This window comes from Bacillus sp. DX4.1 (assembly GCF_030348195.1).
Taxonomy (GTDB): Bacteria; Bacillota; Bacilli; order Bacillales; family Bacillaceae_G; genus Bacillus_A.
In genome coordinates this window covers 2,178,726-2,196,148 of record NZ_JAUCFT010000008.1, presented here as the reverse complement: position 1 = coordinate 2,196,148, position 17,423 = coordinate 2,178,726, and the positions used below count along the sequence as shown (strand labels likewise).

At 37.1% G+C, this 17,423-nt stretch carries 14 protein-coding genes and 3 pseudogenes; 9 read left to right on the top strand and 8 right to left on the bottom strand.

Going from position 1 to position 17,423, the window contains the following annotated elements:
• The first annotated feature begins 23 nt into the window (after positions 1-23).
• Positions 24-3,668: a multicopper oxidase domain-containing protein gene (locus QUF99_RS14125; RefSeq protein WP_289370843.1), complete on the top strand. Its 3,645-nt coding sequence runs from the start codon at positions 24-26 to the stop codon at positions 3,666-3,668.
• Between the two features lie 60 nt (positions 3,669-3,728).
• Here the strand turns inward: QUF99_RS14125 and QUF99_RS14120 are convergent, their stop codons facing one another.
• Positions 3,729-4,760 carry a hypothetical protein gene (locus QUF99_RS14120; protein WP_289370842.1) on the bottom strand — a complete coding sequence of 344 codons (1,032 nt, stop codon included), beginning with the start codon at positions 4,758-4,760 and terminating at the stop codon, positions 3,729-3,731.
• Positions 4,761-4,970: 210 nt separating this feature from the next.
• Here QUF99_RS14120 and QUF99_RS14115 point away from each other — a divergent pair, with 210 nt between their 5' ends.
• The 3 genes from QUF99_RS14115 to QUF99_RS14105 all read left to right on the top strand — a co-directional run bounded on the left by QUF99_RS14115 (position 4,971) and on the right by QUF99_RS14105 (position 6,598).
• Positions 4,971-5,339 (top strand): hypothetical protein, encoded by a 369-nt coding sequence (locus tag QUF99_RS14115; RefSeq protein ID WP_289370841.1) that lies wholly within the window; start codon positions 4,971-4,973, stop codon positions 5,337-5,339.
• A gap of 22 nt (positions 5,340-5,361) precedes the next feature.
• Entirely contained in the window at positions 5,362-5,706 is a 345-nt protein-coding gene (locus QUF99_RS14110; protein ID WP_289370839.1) for a hypothetical protein, read from the top strand.
• A gap of 142 nt (positions 5,707-5,848) precedes the next feature.
• Positions 5,849-6,598: an LSm family protein gene (locus QUF99_RS14105; RefSeq protein WP_289370837.1), complete on the top strand. Its 750-nt coding sequence runs from the start codon at positions 5,849-5,851 to the stop codon at positions 6,596-6,598.
• Between the two features lie 62 nt (positions 6,599-6,660).
• Here the strand turns inward: QUF99_RS14105 and QUF99_RS14100 are convergent, their stop codons facing one another.
• Positions 6,661-7,140, bottom strand: coding sequence for a glutathione peroxidase (locus QUF99_RS14100; protein WP_289370836.1), 480 nt, complete (start codon positions 7,138-7,140; stop codon positions 6,661-6,663).
• A 222-nt stretch (positions 7,141-7,362) separates the two neighbouring features.
• Between QUF99_RS14100 and QUF99_RS14095 the strand changes: the two genes are divergently transcribed.
• Both QUF99_RS14095 and QUF99_RS14090 read left to right on the top strand, forming a co-directional pair.
• A complete protein-coding gene (locus tag QUF99_RS14095; RefSeq protein ID WP_289370835.1) occupies positions 7,363-7,572 on the top strand; it encodes a DUF3925 family protein in 210 nt (69 codons plus the stop codon).
• An 88-nt stretch (positions 7,573-7,660) separates the two neighbouring features.
• Positions 7,661-8,632 (top strand): MBL fold metallo-hydrolase, encoded by a 972-nt coding sequence (locus QUF99_RS14090; protein WP_289370834.1) that lies wholly within the window; start codon positions 7,661-7,663, stop codon positions 8,630-8,632.
• On the opposite strand, the pseudogene QUF99_RS14085 reads toward QUF99_RS14090, so the two are convergent.
• Positions 8,549-8,908: pseudogene (locus tag QUF99_RS14085) on the bottom strand (DUF3600 domain-containing protein); the annotation flags it as partial. The gene QUF99_RS14090 and the pseudogene QUF99_RS14085 sit on opposite strands and share 84 nt — an antisense overlap.
• A 176-nt stretch (positions 8,909-9,084) precedes the next feature.
• Here QUF99_RS14085 and QUF99_RS14080 point away from each other — a divergent pair.
• Positions 9,085-10,071, top strand: coding sequence for a quinone oxidoreductase family protein (locus QUF99_RS14080; RefSeq protein WP_289370833.1), 987 nt, complete (start codon positions 9,085-9,087; stop codon positions 10,069-10,071).
• A 29-nt stretch (positions 10,072-10,100) separates the two neighbouring features.
• Positions 10,101-10,734: pseudogene (locus tag QUF99_RS14075) on the top strand (hydrolase).
• A gap of 77 nt (positions 10,735-10,811) precedes the next feature.
• Here the strand turns inward: QUF99_RS14075 and QUF99_RS14070 are convergent.
• Positions 10,812-11,729 (bottom strand): annotated as a pseudogene (locus tag QUF99_RS14070) (RNA-guided endonuclease InsQ/TnpB family protein); the annotation flags it as partial.
• Between the two features lie 361 nt (positions 11,730-12,090).
• Here QUF99_RS14070 and QUF99_RS14065 point away from each other — a divergent pair.
• On the top strand, positions 12,091-12,735 hold the full coding sequence (locus QUF99_RS14065; RefSeq protein ID WP_289370832.1) for an alpha/beta hydrolase: 645 nt from the start codon (positions 12,091-12,093) through the stop codon (positions 12,733-12,735).
• A 162-nt stretch (positions 12,736-12,897) separates the two neighbouring features.
• On the opposite strand, the gene QUF99_RS14060 is transcribed toward QUF99_RS14065, so the two are convergent.
• The 4 genes from QUF99_RS14060 to QUF99_RS14045 form a co-directional block, all read right to left on the bottom strand.
• A complete protein-coding gene (locus QUF99_RS14060; protein WP_289370831.1) occupies positions 12,898-14,067 on the bottom strand; it encodes a DEAD/DEAH box helicase in 1,170 nt (389 codons plus the stop codon).
• Between the two features lie 19 nt (positions 14,068-14,086).
• The gene (locus tag QUF99_RS14055) at positions 14,087-14,614 is read right to left on the bottom strand and encodes a hypothetical protein (protein WP_289370829.1); all 528 of its coding nucleotides are present in this window, start codon (positions 14,612-14,614) and stop codon (positions 14,087-14,089) included.
• A 92-nt stretch (positions 14,615-14,706) separates the two neighbouring features.
• Positions 14,707-16,395 (bottom strand): formate--tetrahydrofolate ligase, encoded by a 1,689-nt coding sequence (locus QUF99_RS14050; protein WP_289370827.1) that lies wholly within the window; start codon positions 16,393-16,395, stop codon positions 14,707-14,709.
• A 100-nt stretch (positions 16,396-16,495) separates the two neighbouring features.
• Positions 16,496-17,173 (bottom strand): class I SAM-dependent methyltransferase, encoded by a 678-nt coding sequence (locus tag QUF99_RS14045; RefSeq protein ID WP_289370826.1) that lies wholly within the window; start codon positions 17,171-17,173, stop codon positions 16,496-16,498.
• Between the last annotated feature and the right edge of the window lie 250 nt (positions 17,174-17,423).

The window sequence follows — 17,423 nt, the reverse complement described above, 5'->3', positions numbered from 1 at the left end:
AATTTGAAGGGGGGCTTGATATAATGCTGAGGGAGTATCATGTAGTTGCCATCCCGATTCGAATTGTGATTAACAACTTTGGTGATCACGATCCGGAAGGCAAGATGTATGTTTTAAAAGAAAATGTAAGTAAAGTAAAAAAGCTCGTAGAGGAAAATCCATTTTCAACAGTAGATCTCGTGCAACCACTCGTTATTCGTGCCAATGTAGGAGATACGGTAAAAGTCACCTTCGAAAATCAATTACCTTTTAGCACTTCCATGCATATTCAGTTAGCAGAGTACGATGTACAGACTTCAGATGGAGCGTTTGTTGGAAATAACAAGGACACTACTGTTCCTCCTGGTGAGAAACTAATTTATACGTGGGACATCATTCATGAAGAGATTCATCTTTTCACTGACTTAGGTAATCCTCTCTCTAGTGAAGAAGGAAGTAACGTACATGGTTTATTTGGTGCATTAATGGTACAGCCAAAAGGCTCTACATGGACCGATCCTATAACTGGCTTACCTATTAACAGCGGAATTTACGCTGACATTCATAACCCACTTTTGCCTTCCTTTCGGGAATTCGCATGGTTTTTCCATGATGAAATGGAAGTCAAAGATTTAACAGGCGCAAAACCAATTGATCCTCATACATTACAACATAGTGAGACACACTCCGTTAATTATCGATCTGAGCCAATGCGAAATCGTGTTCGTCTCATCCAAGAAGGTATTGTTTGCCCTGATTGTGAAGGCGAAGAAGTTCACCATGATTCTTGGGTATTTGGTGATCCAACTACCCCTATTTTACGCGCTTACGTAGGGGATCCCCTTAAAATCCGTGTTATTCATGGTGGGGTAAAAGAAACACATGTCTTTCATTATCATGTCCATCAATGGTTGTTTGAACGTAATAATGTCAACTCCATGGAGGTTGATTCAGTATCTATCGGTCCACAAAATACGTTTACTGTTTCACCTTTATACGGTGCAGGCAGCTTACAAGGCGCATTTGGCGATGTTATTATTCATTGTCATCTTTACCCTCATTTTGGTGAGGGAATGTGGGGCATGAATCGTATTTTTAACACGTTACAAGATGGTAGTCAATATTATCCAAACGGTGTACCAATTGCAGCATTACAGCCGCTTCCTGATCGACCAATTCCACCTGCGCCTACACGCGAAAAGCCTGGATTTCCAAACTTTATTCCTGGTGTTTTTGGTTGTAAAGCCCCCCGTCCACCACTTGGAATTGTAGGTGGCCGCAAATCAACAGAGCTTGAAATCAATCAATTTGATCCAAATGCACGTCCTGGTGCAGTATTTGTTAATCCTTGTCCTGAAGGTACAAAAATAGAACGAATTTTTAATGTCGTTGGTATTCAAGTGCCTATTGTATATAACGAAGAAGGCTGGAATGATCCAGAAGGTCGTATATTTGTATTAGAAGAAGATGAAAAAGATGTGTTATCTGGTCGTAAAAAACCAGAACCCTTTGTCATACGTGCGAATGCTGGTGAATGTATTCGTATTAACTATACAAATAAGTTTCCAGAAACATTAGGTGGAAATGCATTTCAACTTGTAGAACGAACATACGAATCTGCTACTCATGTACACTTCGTCAAATTCGACCCTCTTGTTGCCGATGGTGCTAATGTTGGCTGGAATTATGATAGCAGCGCTTTGCGAGGCGAAACAATTCAAATGCAATGGTTTGCAGATGTTGAATTGAAAGCAGTTTTCTTTCATGATCATTTATTTGCAAATTCACACCAACAACATGGTTTGTTTGCAGGAATATGTATCGAACCCAAAGGATCAAAATTTCTCGATCCTCGTTCAGGAGACACCTTATCATCTGGTACACAAGCTATTATTACAAATCCACTCATTCCTGATTTTCGTGAATTCGCCTTATTTGTTCATGACTTTTCGCTTCTTTTTAATGAAGAGGGCAGACCACTTAATGCACCTAGATTTTCAGGTTCCGATGGTGACCCTGGCGTTATGGCAATTAATTACCGAAATGAACCGCTATCAGCACGATTAACAAATCCTGAAACTGACCCAGCTTTTGTTTTTAGCTCTTTCCTTCATGGAGATCCTGTGACACCATTATTACAAACTTATAATGGTGATCCGGTACGCATTCGATTATTTCAAGGCGCCCATGAGGAATCTCATAGCTTTAACTTACACAGACAACGTTGGCGTAGAAATCGTCCGGATTTAGAATCAGAATTTACTCAGCAACAAACTATTGGAATATCAGAAGCTTTTACAGCTGAATTTGCGGTTGAAGGCGATGGCAATTTTGATATGCTGTACTATTACGGTGGAATTGATGATATTTGGCTCGGATCTTGGGGGATTTTCCGGGCATTTAAAGAGCGGGTTCCTGATCTATTCCCTCTACCAGACCGACCGCAACCACCCAAAAGAACAAAACCATTGCCAAAACCTACTGGGGAAAATCCGCCACCAGCAACAGATCCTGGTGATCCTTGTCCCCCAGGTACACCAGTTCGAAGATTTGAAGTCGTCGCATTTCAATCAAAGATTAAATATAACAAAGCTGGTGATCACGATCCATTTGGCATTATTTTTGCTTTAAAAGAAGATGTTGAGAATATTAAAAATGGGAAAATAAATCCCGAACCATTTATAATACGTGCCAATACTGGTGAATGTGTAGAGATTACACTCCACAACCAATTAACAGAGCCATTTCATAATGAAGGAGAATCTCATGGTTATCCAGAAGTGCCTGATGAGGATGTTATTTTCACACCATCAAGACGAATTTCTCTTCATGCGCAAATGGTCGCATATGACGTCCTTGGCTCAGACGGTGCTACAGTTGGATTTAATCCTGATCAAACCGTAGCGCCAGGGGAAAGTATTACGTATCGGTGGTTTATTGATCGTAATGTTGGCTCTTGTAATCTATGGGATATGGCTGATTTACGTAGTCACCGGCACCACGGAGCTTTTGGTATGCTAATTACAGAACAAACCGGGTCTGTTCATCTACATCCTATAACACGTACTCCAATACGAACTAGTAATCAAGCAATTATTTCACATCCTCTTTTCCCAGAATTTCGTGAATTTGCTTTATTCATGCATGACGGTGTTCGCCTTGTAGATAAAGACGGAAATCTTATTATCGATCCCGAGCCAATTTTTATAATACCGGAAGAAAAACTGGAAGACCCTGAAGATCAAGGATCTCGTGGTTTTAACTATCGCTCAGAGCGCATTATTCATCGCTTGAAAATAAATCCTGATGTCTCAAAAGTATTTAATTCGAAAATACATGGAGATCCTGCAACACCAATCTTTTTTGCACATGTAGATGATCCAATTATCTTTCGTTATACTTTCCCTGCTGATAAACCGAGAGCGCATGTTTTTACAATACATGGTCATTCATGGCTTCGAAATGAGAATAATTTAAACTCAACCTTTACCGCTGTCCAAGGAGAAAATAGTGTTGGTTCCAGAGCAAATCTCGTCATTGCACATGGAGCTGGGGGGCTAAATGGAATACCAGGAGATTATATGTACCGCTCTGGCAATATTCGCTGGGATATCGAACTCGGAATGTGGGGTATCCTTCGTGTTCTAAAAAGGGAAAATAGCAAACTACCACCTTTATGTAACCCTTAAAAACATAGGCTATCCCTATTTTATTGGGATAGCCTTCATATTTCCTGCTTAAGGTACAATCTAAATCACTTCTTCTGCATCAAGTAGCTCAATTACAATCATTTCTTCTTCAAGTTGCTCAGTTACTATCATTTCTTCTTCTTCAAGTTGCTCAGTTACTATCATTTCTTCTTCATCAAGTTGCTTAATTACAATCATTTCTTCTGCACCAAGTTGCTCAATTCCAATCATTTCTTCTGCACCAAGTTGCTCAATTCCAATCATTTCTTCTTCAAGTTGCTCAGTTACTATCATTTCTTCTTCTTCAAGTTGCTCAATCACTATCACTTCTCCATCTTTCAAACGAATCTCTCTAATATTTTCCCATAATATTGTGACTATCACTTTTTGCTCCTGTAGTACGCTGATAAAATCCGTACCTACTTCTTGAATCGTCCCAACAATGATCTCTTCCTCATTCCCATCACAGCGTATTGTTACTGCTATTACATTTCCAATATTTTTTAAAAGGCGGAAATTCACTCTATCCTTTAAACCATTAAAATTCAATGGGGTCAATTCTTCACATACATGATCTCTATTATCTATCGTTTTTTTGACTTGTGCCTCCTTAATAATTGGAAATTTTATTTTTTGTTCTTTATATTCCAGACTGCTCTTCTTTTGTACTACACTCGGAGCATTAAAATACGGAATTGATACCTCTGTTTTCTCTCTAATATTTTCCCATAATATTGTGACTATCACTTTTTGCTCCTGTAGTACGCGGATAAAATCTGGACCTACTTCTTGAATCGTCCCAACAATGGTTTCTTTCTTATTCCCATCACAGCGCATTGTTATTTCTATTACATTTCCAATATTTTTTAAAAGGCGGAAATTCACTCTATCCTTTAAACCATTAAAATTCAATGGGGTCAATTCTTCACATACATGATCTCTATTATCTATCGTTTTTTTGACTTGTGCCTCCTTAACAATTGGAAATTTTATTTTTTGTTCTCTATATTCCAGACTGTTCTTCTTTTGTACTACACTCGGAGCATTAAAATACGGAATTGATACCGCTGTTTTTTGTTTATTAAACCACAAAAGACAACATCTCCTTTTACTTATTCTCTTTAGCGTATGAAGAAGAGAAATAAAAGGACACACAAAAAAACAAACAGTAATCATTTTACTTTTATAGAAATAAAAGTAAAATGATTCGCATAATAATAGATTGGTAGTTAAAATTCATAATGAAAGGGGGCATATGCGTCTGTTCTCCTGGTACATACCACGAGATCTCACGCCATACGTATGCTAAAAAATAATTTAATACATGAGCATGGAAAACAACCAACTGAATTGGAAAGTTCACAAAAGAAAAAAATCCCTTTAGAAAACAACGCAACATTACCTGAAAACCAAGTATTTGGCGATTTATTAGGAAAAAATATTTTATTGACTACTCGCTCTGATCAGTTAAATATATTAGGACAAACATTTCGCCCTATTTTTACCGGAAGAATTGTAAGAGTAACAGACGGCTTCATTACACTTTATCCTGTCACAATTAAAATGAGCAATGCACCATTTTTCCAATTTCCTACACCTCTTAATTTTGCAATTGAGATGATTGCCTTCTTCTTACCGTTTGATCCGGAAACACGTTTTCCAATTCCATAATAATGATAAAGGTGGTGTAAACATGGAAGATCAAGATCATGTTAAAGATAAAAAACCGCTTCCTCCGGTGTGTAGAAGTTCAGTTAACAATCCTTTAATTAATGAATTACGCCGCGCTAATGTTGCACAAGAATTTGAAAGCCATATCGGTCGCCGCGTATTCATTCTCATTGCACAATTCCCATTTATGATTATCGGTACCATTGTTGATGTACAAGGTGATTATGCTTTCATTAAAGTTGAAACAACTCATATTAATGATTTTGACAATATGACCGCACGTATACACATTGATGATATTGAAGTGTTTTTTATTGAAGATGGTAGATTTGAAATTCCAAACATTCAACAAATACCAGGAATTTAACTCAAAAAGGCTATCCCTCTTACAAAGAGTAGGTGATAGCCTTTTTCAATTGCAATGGGGTAAATGATGACACACAATGTATGAAAATCGCATCTATTATACTAGCTATATTTTTTGATATGAAAGGAGCATTCTACAAACAATGAAAACGGACAACCGAAACCAAATTTGGTTTCCAACTCATTTTGATGTCTCCCCTTGCCATCCATTATCTACTTGCTTTCGTAATACTACACCAAGCTTCCCTTCCCCTAACAGTTCACTTCCACAAGATAAATTAGATCAATTACACGCGTGCATTGAAGAAGCCAATAACTTACTTCATGTTATTTCAAATCCAAGAGATGCAGAAATTACAAGAGCTTTACAGCTTTTTCTCTTAACACTTCGCGGTTTAGAAGTACAGGCAATTGTTGCATGTGACACTACAAAAGAAAAATTGTTTGGAACTTTAACAAATGCAGGAAAAGATTTTATTGAGTTAACTAACGAAGAAGAAGGAAGATTACTAATCCCATATTTACAACTTTGTTTATTGAAGCGAAATCACAATCAAAAACCTTCTCCTCAGCCTTTCCCATTTAACTTCACCCCACCACTACGGCTAGATTTAATACTACATTTTGGAAAAACAGTAGCAGCTAATCCTATTTTAATTAACACTTTCTTCGGTATTTCTTTAGCACTTTACTTACAAAGGTTTATTGGAAAGAAAATTACGATTCGGCTGCAAGATGAGGAAGAACCTATTCAAGGTATATTAATTTCTGTTCAGGAAGACGATGTTGATGATGATTTAAGACCCCCAGCTAAAATAAAAATACAAGGTGTAGATAAAATTGTAGAAATTAATTTAGATGACGTATGTTTTATTTCCGTCCGCCCTCATTAATAGCACTCATAAACAATAGGAAATAAACTACCATCACTTATGTAGTTTATTTCCTATTCACTTTATGAAAGTATTTTTTCAATCTCTTTCTCTAAATCTTCCGGCTTCGTTTTCGGTGCAAAACGATCAATCACTTTGCCGTCACGCCCTACTACAAACTTCGTAAAGTTCCACTTAACTGACTTCATACCAAGTATACCTGGTGCTTGCTCCGTTACATATTTGAATAGCGGATGAGCATGCTCTCCTTTGACATCGACCTTAGCGAACATCGGAAAGGATACACCGTAATTCAATTCACAAAAACTCGTAATTTCGTCCTCTGCACCAGGCTCTTGCCCTCCGAATTGGTTACATGGAAAACCAAGAATTTCAAATCCTTGCTCTTTATATTTTTCATAAACAGATTGTAATCCTTTATACTGCGGCGTGAAGCCACATTTACTTGCGACATTCACAATGAGAAGCACTTTTCCTTCGTAGTCTCTCAGCGATTTTTCTTCTCCTGTTATCGTTGTTGCAGAAAAATCATAAATTGTCATATATGCTTGCTCCCCTCTCTTTTGTAACCTTTATGTTTATCATAAAATGCTTTCTCTTCCTTGTCTAATGAGAGCGCTTTATTTTTGTTCGAAATTTCGACACAAACCACTAGACAATTCACTTAGAAAGTTTTACAATTGAATTGTGAACAAAATGTGACAGTTTACCTTCTAAATTGTGACATTTCAATTCCATTATAAAAGAAAAGGATGGTGTTGATAATGAAAACTGCACAACGTGAAATGCTTTCAAATCGTGAGTTTTATTTCGTACTATATATGATGTTATTATTCGTCGCTGGTTGGTTTATGGATGTAAATGGACTTTTCTTAAGTAAATACTTTACACTTGCAGGAATGATTACTCTTCCAGCAGTTGGTGGTCTTGTCGGATTCTTTATTATGTCACTTAGCAAAGAGCAAAATAACTAAACACATTACATAAAGGCAGAAAACGATTTTTCGTTTTCTGCTTTTTCTTTTATAATACAAATATAATAGATTACTAGGAGTGATAAGTGTGAAAAAAGTAGAACAATTATCTCCACAGTTATATCTTATTGACGATCATGACTTACAGCATGATCAGCGAACAGGTACATATGTCTTACTCAGCGATGAAATCACTTTAATTGAAACGTGCGCTGCCCCTTCTCTTCCGTATCTTTTAAATGGATTACAGCAATTGCGTATTGATCTTACTGATGTTAAAAATATCATCGTTACACATGTTCACCTGGACCATGCCGGTGCAGCTGGCTTAATGATGGAGAAATGTCCAAATGCTACTTTATTTGTCCATCCGCGTGGTGCTCGTCATATGATTGACCCTGCAAAACTCATACAAGGTGCAAAAGCGGTATATGGCGATACTTTCGATGAACTCTTCAATCCAATCCTACCAATTCCAGAAGAACGAGTCCACATCGTACAAGATGGTGAAACACTGCAAATCGCAGAAAATCGAACCTTAACATTTTATGATACGCCTGGTCATGCTAAGCATCATATTAGCATTCATGATTCTTTAACAAATGGAATGTTTACAGGTGATACAATTGGCATTTACTATCGGGAATTAGCAGAGCTCGGCGTTGAACTATTTTTACCAACAACATCTCCTTCACAATTTCAGCCAGATGCGATGATTGCTGCAAAAGACCGCATTCAACATATGAATGTTGATTATATTTATTTTGGGCATTACGGTGCCTCTTCCCGTGTTTCCGAAGTATATAGGCAGCTTAAAAATTGGCTTCCAATCTTTGTTGGGACTGGAAAGCAGGTGTTTGCAAAAGAGCAAGACTTTGAAACAGCGAGCCAAAAGCTTTGCGATTTATTACTAGAGAAAGTATCCTCTCATCTTGCAAAACAAGGCGTCCCAGCAACACATTCTATTTATAAAGTATTAAAGCTTGATATGGAAATTAGTGCGATGGGCATTATTGATTACTTTACAAAACTTGAGCAAACAAAAACAACGATAAATTAAGGAAAGTTTTGTAGCTACAAAATACATGTAAAAAACTTTATTTTTTCCTTGATGAAATAACTTTATCGTTACCTTCGTTTTGCTATTTATATAAGGATCAAAAACAGATTCGTAAAAAAGAGCCCATTTAACCACGGGCTCTTTTACTACAGAAGAAACTTCATTACCATATTCGAGCTTTGCATTCGTAATGATTTTTAGAAACTTTGTAAACTCCTCATATTCCTTTTCACCTATTTCTCCTTTTGCTTGCGATAACTTAGCATCTAAACGCATATTTTTGTGGAATAAATTTTATAGTGATCTAAGAATTTTTATATAAACCAATAAATTGATTTAAAATCGTTCGTTTTATAATGTTTGCTTATAGCCTTTCATAAATATTATATAATTTTCCAAATATTGAATGCCGTTTAAAATAAAATATAGAATCTATTGAGGAGGACATACATATGAAAGCGATTGTTGTAACTGCATTTGGTGGCCCTGAAATGATGAAATATACAGAAGTAGATATGCCAACGATTAACGCGAAGCAAGTTTTAATCCGTGTAATCGCTACAAGTGTCAATTTTGCTGATATTAAATCTCGCTATGGCAAAAAAGGAAACGGAAAACTCCCATTTATCCCTGGTATAGATGCGGCAGGCATTGTGGAACAAGTAGGATCGGAGGTAAAAAACATCCGAGTAGGACAGCGCGTGATCGCCTTCCCTCTTAACGGATCATATGCTGAATATGTTGTCGCAAATGAAAATCTTACTTTTGTATTACCTGATGAAGTTGACTTCACAACAGCTGCTGCTTGTCCTATCGTATCTTTCACGAGCTACAATTTGCTTGCAAATGTAGCAAGATTACAGCAAGGTGAAACAATTCTTATTCATGCGGCAGCTGGTGGAATCGGAACAACTGCTATTCAATTAGCAAAAACTTTAGGTGCTGGAAAAACTATTGGAACGGTCGGAAATGAAGCAAAAAAGAAAATTGCTTTAGAAGCTGGTGCTGATCATGTTATTTGTTATCAAGATGCCGATTTTGTAGAGAAAGTAAATGAACTTACGAACGGAGAAGGTGCTGACGTTATATTAGATTCCATTTCTGGAACTGTGTCAGAGAAAAGTTTGAAGTGTCTTGCTTACTACGGTCGTCTCGTCCATTTTGGTAATGCTAGTGGTGATATTGGGACATTCCAGACGAAAGATTTACATGCAAGCTGCCGTTCCATTCTTGGCTTTAGCTTTGGAACAACTCGTAAGAAACGTCCTCATCTACTCCTTCACACTGCAGAGCAAGTTTTTCGTTATTTACGTGATGGTAGCCTACAAATCGAGGTTGGGAAACGTTTTTCACTTCAAGACGCAGGGAAGGCACATGAATGGGTCGAAAGTAGACAGAGTACAGGGAAAATCATATTAGACATCCAGCCTACACTATAAAATGAATATATTAAATAGCGGTGTCCATCATGGGATCACGAATTATGCATTTGATTATTACAAATGGTATTGCAGAGAAATTATCCATTCGGGATAAAACTTCTTTCTTGCTCGGTAGAGTAGCTCCTGATGCAGTTGTCAAAAGAGGAAAAAGAAGCTTCACATTTCTATGCTGGTACAACAAAAAACTATACAAGAAGAATAGATTATGATTCATTTTTTCATAAATATGGATCATATATGGATTCCCCTTTTATTTTAGGGTATTACACACACCTTATTGCCGATGATACTTGGCTAAACGGATTTTTTCTTCCCTGGCTCAAAAATAGAATAGAACACGATCAAACGATTTTTTCTATGTACCATCATGATTTTAAATTATTAAACGGCAAATTGTTATATCACTACGATAGAGATCAGCAATTCTTTCCTCTCCTTAATCAGGAAGCAAATATAGTAAAGATTGAGGAAGTGGCAGAAGAGAACGTTTTAGCTTTTAGAAAGCTTATTTTTGATGATATGTTGTACCCCGAACAAGATTTACATACAAACTTACAAGTTTTCACATTTGATCAGATTATTGGATACATAGAAACTGTTATTGAGAAAGGCGTTTTCTTCGTGAATGACCCCTCCTTAACACTCTTACGAGTTGTTTGAAGAAGGGGCTTCCTGTTTCATAGAGCGTTGCTGCTTGGGGGGCCCAAGCAGTCTTACATACTCTCCACAGGCGTCGTTTATACTGTTTGGACACAACCTTGCCCTACAGTTTCAGTCGTTCTCACAAGTAATTGCTCTAATCCTTTTCGCAAAATATTTAGACTCGCATTATGATCCCTGTCTAATACCGTTCCACACTTTGTACAAATATGTGTCCGAATCGAAAGCGATTTTTTCACACGATTCCCACAGCTAGAACAATCTTGCGATGTGTAAGCTGGGTCTACTTTCACAAGTAGACCTCCAAATTTCTCGCACTTATACAGAAGCATACCGCGAAAAGCACCCCATCCCGCATCAGAAATCGATTTTGATACTTTTCGATTCCGAACCATGTTTCGGATATTGAGGTTTTCCATACAAATCACCGAATACTCTTGGGCAAGATGATAACTTAATTTGTGTAAACAATCTTTTCTTTGGTTCGCTACCTTTTCGTGAAGATGTCGAATCCGTTCTACTTGTTTGTTATAGTTCGCAGAGCCTTTCTTTTTCTTCGAAAGATTACGCTGTGCTTTCTTAAGTTGCTTTTCTTTCCGCCAAAGAAATCTTGGATTTTCAAATGCTGTTTCATTTGAAAGAACAGCGTATTTGTTTATCCCTACATCTATACCAACTACCTGTTCTATATCAATAGAAGAAGGTGTAGCTTGTCTTTCGACACTAAAAATAGCATACCATCTCTTGGATTGACGTTTCATAATCAATTGTTTGATAGTTCCTTCTATCGGACGATGAAAAAGGATATCGATTTCTCCTAGTCGTTTGTTATATAATTTTCCGTTATTCGCAAATGACATTGCGAAACGGTGTTTCCCATTCGGTTTGAATCCAAATTGCGTGAAAGTGAGACTGTTATATTCTTTATACTTTTTCAATTTTGGATATTTGGAATCCCCACGAAAAAAGCCATCATATGCCTTTTTTCGTTGTAGTGTTTCAGATGCCTAAACACAAAATAGAATACATGTTCGTATCTATTTCTAGTACTATCATACATGATGTGACATAAAAAGGAAATAGAAATTTCGTGCTGCACGACCAACATTCATCCCCTCCCTACCACCTGGGCTGTGCCCTGCACGTGCTTGAGGAAGGGGACTTCTGTTGGAGTACTATTAAAAAAGAAATCATTGGTACTCCTGCACAACGGTTAGGAATTGCTAAAAAAATTTTTGACTTACAGGATATAATTTATTTCCGATAAATCATCCTGCTATAAAGAGGATGATTTTTTTTATAAAAAAAATTGGTAATTTATGTTATAATATTATAAAAGTTTCGGAGGAGAAAATGATGAAAGGAAATAAAAAGGAGATACAAACAAACGACAAAGCGATTAGTTATACACATATAGAAATGGGTTCCAAAACGATTTGCTTTATGTTTTCAGGTTCAGGATACAATTACGATAAGCCCCTATTTTATTATGCAACTATGACAATACTTCAAAACAAAATTGATATTGTTCATATCCATTACAACTATGATGAACATTTATTTAAAAAATCTCTTGAAGAAATATCAAAAACAATGATGGATGATGTAAATCCAGTCATATTGGATGTTCTTAAAAATGGTCAATACAATGAAACGATTTTTTTAGGTAAATCACTCGGAACTATACCAATCGCTAATGACCTAATGAAAAGAGATGACTTTTTAAAGTCAAAAATGATTTTACTTACTCCGCTGTTAAAGTTTGATTCGATTTTTGATTCAATCTTGAATAGTGAACATCAAGGGCTTTTAGTTATTGGAGACAAAGACCCTCATTTCAATTCAAATCAAATCGAGCAATTAAGTAAATCAAATTTTAAAATAGAGGTTATCCAAAATGCAAAACATTCCTTGGATATTGAAGAATTCGAGACAACAAATTCAATATTAGCTTTATCAAGGGTAATGGAAAAGATCCAGAAATCGATAAGGACGATTTAACGATATACTGAGATTATCAAAAGATAACCAATTTAGGTGCTAATTTAATTGCTAAAATAAATGCAAAAGAGGTGCTAATTGCACCTCTTTTTAAATGGTTATTTTTAATTTTGTACTTCAAATCTGAACCCGTCTATCTTACAAGACACGTCTTTTTATTATTTATCTCGGTTTCTTCTTCCCAGTAAATGTAGGTTTCTTTTTCTTTGGCGCTTTCGGCTTTGATTCAACAAACGAACCTTTAAATACCTCTTGCTTTGTGAACTGAATACCTAGCTTCTTTGCAAATTGAAGTAATTTCTTCTCTTCTTGCGGTGTTACAAGAGAAACGACTGTACCCTCTTTGCCCATGCGTCCTGTGCGTCCTGAACGATGGATATATTGATCTAGTGTATCTGGTAATTCTAAATGAATTACATGTGTTAAATCATCAATATCTAATCCACGTGCAGCAATATCTGTCGCCAGTAGGATTTCTAATTTCCCAGTACGGAATGCACGCATTGTTGCTTCACGCTCTTGCTTGTTTGCTTCCGCATGAAGAGCTGCAGCTTTCATTTTACGGTATTTCAGCTTTTCAGCAATTTCATCTAAGCGGAATGGGTCATTTAAGAAGGCAACTGCTCTTACATCGCCCATATGCATAATTCTTCTAATGTAATCATTTTTTTCACGACGTTCACAAACGATATACGTATGCTCAACGAGGTTCTTCGTTTCCGCACGTTTAACACGAACCAATTGTGGCTCAACTGCAAAATCACGCGCTACTTCTTCTGCATCTTTTGTCATTGTTGCAGAGCAGAATACGAGTTGACGATCACGCATTGTTGATTTAATCACATCCAACACAGCTTCCATCATCTTTTGTTTTACAATTTGATCGAATTCGTCAAATACAACTGTCTTTACTTCATGCATTTTTAATTTTTTCATACGAATGAGCTCTAGAATACGTCCTGGTGAGCCGACAATTACTTTTGGATGTTTCTTTAGCTTTTCTACTTGGCGTTTAATATCCGCACCACCAATTAATGATGCTCCTGAGATATCAGTGCCCGCCGTAAATTTTTGTACTTCTTCATGAATTTGCATCACAAGTTCACGTGTTGGTGCTAATATCACAACTTGTGGCTGTTTCACTTCCGGATTGATTTTATGTAAAAGTGGTAACAAGTATGCTAATGTTTTTCCTGTTCCAGTTGGAGATTCAGCAATAACGTCTTGTCCTTCTAAAATAGTTGGAATGGCTTGTTTTTGTATTTCTGTAAACTCTTTAAAACCCGCCTTCTCCCAAGCTTGTTGTAAAAATGGTTGCATGTCTTTTATCATTTTGTTTTCTCCTTTATCTCTATTTTTGAAGAAAATGTTGTATTGTCCCTATCGTTTCTATCATGTGAGAAATAACAGCTATTAAGTCATCAACATGGTCTTCTGTAATCGCTTTTTGGAATACGATACCTACCTTGTTATGATATGAAATCGCTTGCTTATTATATTCGTATGAAATTTGTTGCGTAATCATTCGCTCTTTTCCCCATATGGATTGTAACAACGCTTCGATTTCTTGACAATCTTTTTCTGGATGCTGCAACGGGAATGAAAAAAATAGTTTCATTTCACAACCTGGTACAAACTGTGGTACCTCTAATATCTCACCTGATAAATTCTTCGCATCAACTGCTAGTGAAAATGTAGCTTCTACTAACGGTTCAATTTGCTCATTCAGTTGAAATGAAATGTTATATATACGACTAAGCGAAGCAAGGTCCATCATATCTTTTCGATCTGTTACAAGGATGTCGCCATGCAAATCAAAATCATAGACAGCTCCTTCAACGATTACTTTTAAATTTTCAAAAGCAGTTGGATCAAACATAATTTCCTCCAAAAAACAGGCGCCTTTCCATCGAAAGGCGCCATGTGTGATGTATATATAGTTTACAGATAAAAGAGAGGAATTACAACCTTTTAGAATAAACCAACTGCTTTCCCATCTTCATTTACGTCCATTTGCAGTGCAGCTGGCTTTTTTGGAAGACCAGGCATTGTTAACATTGTTCCTGTTAACGCTACGATGAAGCCTGCACCGATAGATGGTTTTAATTCACGAATCGTCACAACAAAGTCAGATGGTCGACCCAATTTTGTTGCATCATCAGAAAGAGAATATTGTGTTTTCGCCATACAAACTGGTAGATTACTCCAGCCTTCTCCTTCATATTGCGCCAACTGCTTACGAGCTTTCGGAGCAAATTCAATATCTTTTGCGCCGTATACTTTTTGTGCAATTGTACGGATTTTTTCTTCTAATGATGCTTCTAAGTCATAGAGTGGTGCGTATTTGTTGTCACCTTTTTCAATTACTTTTATTACTTTTTCTGCAAGGTCCACACCGCCTTGACCACCTTTTTCCCAAACTTCTGTTAAGGATACTTCGTAGCCACGCTCGTTGCACCAGTTTTGTAAGTATGCAACTTCTGCATCTGTATCTGTAATAAATTTGTTAATTGCAATAACAAATGGAACACCGAACGCTTGAATTGTTTCTACGTGTTTTTGTAAGTTCCCCATTCCTTTTGCTAACTCATCTACATTTTCTTCTTTCAATCCATCTTTCGCTACGCCACCGTGCATTTTAAGCGCACGAATTGTTGCCACGATTACAACTGCTTCTGGTTTAATACCAGCTGCGCGTGCTTTAATGTCTAGGAATTTCTCAGCACCTAAATCTGCACCAAAGCCAGCTTCTGTAATGACATAATCACCAAGTTTGGCTGCCATTGTTGTTGCAATTACGCTGTTACAACCGTGAGCAATGTTTGCGAATGGTCCACCATGAATAATTGCTGGTGTATTTTCTAATGTTTGTACTAAGTTTGGTTTTAGCGCATCTTTTAACAGAAGTGTTAATGCACCTGCTACACCTAAATCTTTTACTGTTACAGGTTCATTGTCCATATTATAAGCTACTACAATGCGAGTTAAACGTGCTTTTAAGTCTTGAATATCTGTAGCAAGGCAGAATACAGCCATAATTTCAGACGCAACTGTAATATCGAAGCCATCTTCACGAGGTACACCTTGAACTGGTCCACCAAGACCAATGACAACGTTACGAAGAGCACGGTCATTTAAGTCTACACAGCGTTTCCAAACGATTTTACGCGTATCAATACGAAGTGTATTTCCTTGTTGAATATGGTTATCGATGAACGCTGCTAATGCGTTATTTGCAGTTGTAATCGCGTGAAGATCACCAGTAAAGTGCAGGTTAATATCTTCCATTGGCACAACTTGTGAATAACCGCCACCTGCTGCACCGCCTTTTAATCCCATCGTTGGTCCAAGAGATGGTTCACGAAGTGCAATGACTGCTTTTTTACCAATTTTATTAAAAGCTTGACCTAAACCAACTGTTACTGTTGATTTACCTTCTCCGGCTGGAGTTGGGTTAATTGCTGTTACTAAAACAACTTTTCCATCCTTCTCTGTTTGTAAGCGCTTAAAAATATCAAGTGATAGCTTACCTTTATAATGGCCATACGGCTCTAACTCTTCTTCTAAAAGGTTTAATTCAGCTGCAATCTCTTGAATTTTCTTCATACTTGCTTTTTGTGCAATTTCAATATCGGATTTTACTGTTGTAGTAGTTGTCATATACCCTAGTCCCCCTTTAATTGTTTCTGCCCATATTGTATCAGTTTTTTGTATTTTCTGCACTTATTTACCTGGTTAAAAAACTAATAAAATAGTTTTTTTATTTTTTGAACATAAACACCCACATAAATGTTAATGCTTGTTGCAATTCTAACGATAATTGTCCAAGCATTTGCTCGTTTACACCTCGTTTATACACACCCATGCCATCGATGAGTGTAAATCCTTGTTCCTGAGCAAGCTGTCCGAACTCCCATGGCATCATCGTATTACAAATCACATCTTTTCCGTATAAGCGAGGATAACTATTTTCACGCGGCTTCGCTGTAGGACCTAAAATAGCAATACATGCATATCCATCTTGCTGTAAAACACGCTTTATTTCACTTAATGCTTGCAGTGGTTCTTCTGTCCATTCTAATGAATTGACGGCTAAGATTGCTGGAAACTGTTCATTTTCAAACGGCAAAGATGACAGGTCTCCTTTTACAAATGACAAATTAGGGCCTTCGCCTCGCTCTTTTCCTCTTTGAATCATCTGTTCTGATAAATCTACACCACATGCTTTATATCCTGCATGGCTTAATTTGTATGTACCGTATCCATCACCACAGCCGACATCTAGAACTGCCACTCCCTTTTGTACATACGTTTCAAAAAAAGGAATAATTGTGCTACGGCTCCCGTGATCCCACATTTCTTGACTATTTTGATTCCAAAAGTCCGCTCGATCATCCCATTTCTTCTGTGCTGCTTCATGCCAATTAAACTTTGTCATTTCTCCCCCTACTTTCACTTATTTATCCCGCACTAATGGGCAGTAATCCGCCACCTCTAAGTTCTGCAAGAAGCAAAGAAGTGAGGTAAAGGGATAAACTGCCTATAAGAACCCGATTGGTGCGGACTCATTCTCAGTGGGTGATGAAGCCCCCACCCTGAGAAAAGTTTCACTTTATCATTCATTTCATTCTACATCATTTTCCCAAATTCCTGTTTATTCTGAGTGAGAGATGGATAAGATAGCAACA

What these genes read in the sequence shown, in the direction of transcription:
- QUF99_RS14125 (WP_289370843.1), top strand. Translation starts at nt 24, where the DNA reads ATGCTGAGGGAGTATCATGTAGTTGCCATCCCGATTCGAATTGTGATT.
- QUF99_RS14115 (WP_289370841.1), top strand. Translation starts at nt 4,971, where the DNA reads ATGCTAAAAAATAATTTAATACATGAGCATGGAAAACAACCAACTGAA.
- QUF99_RS14110 (WP_289370839.1), top strand. Translation starts at nt 5,362, where the DNA reads ATGGAAGATCAAGATCATGTTAAAGATAAAAAACCGCTTCCTCCGGTG.
- QUF99_RS14105 (WP_289370837.1), top strand. Translation starts at nt 5,849, where the DNA reads ATGAAAACGGACAACCGAAACCAAATTTGGTTTCCAACTCATTTTGAT.
- QUF99_RS14100 (WP_289370836.1), bottom strand. Translation starts at nt 7,140, where the DNA reads ATGACAATTTATGATTTTTCTGCAACAACGATAACAGGAGAAGAAAAA.
- QUF99_RS14095 (WP_289370835.1), top strand. Translation starts at nt 7,363, where the DNA reads ATGAAAACTGCACAACGTGAAATGCTTTCAAATCGTGAGTTTTATTTC.
- QUF99_RS14080 (WP_289370833.1), top strand. Translation starts at nt 9,085, where the DNA reads ATGAAAGCGATTGTTGTAACTGCATTTGGTGGCCCTGAAATGATGAAA.
- QUF99_RS14065 (WP_289370832.1), top strand. Translation starts at nt 12,091, where the DNA reads ATGAAAGGAAATAAAAAGGAGATACAAACAAACGACAAAGCGATTAGT.
- QUF99_RS14060 (WP_289370831.1), bottom strand. Translation starts at nt 14,067, where the DNA reads ATGATAAAAGACATGCAACCATTTTTACAACAAGCTTGGGAGAAGGCG.
- QUF99_RS14055 (WP_289370829.1), bottom strand. Translation starts at nt 14,614, where the DNA reads ATGTTTGATCCAACTGCTTTTGAAAATTTAAAAGTAATCGTTGAAGGA.
- QUF99_RS14050 (WP_289370827.1), bottom strand. Translation starts at nt 16,395, where the DNA reads ATGACAACTACTACAACAGTAAAATCCGATATTGAAATTGCACAAAAA.
- QUF99_RS14045 (WP_289370826.1), bottom strand. Translation starts at nt 17,173, where the DNA reads ATGACAAAGTTTAATTGGCATGAAGCAGCACAGAAGAAATGGGATGAT.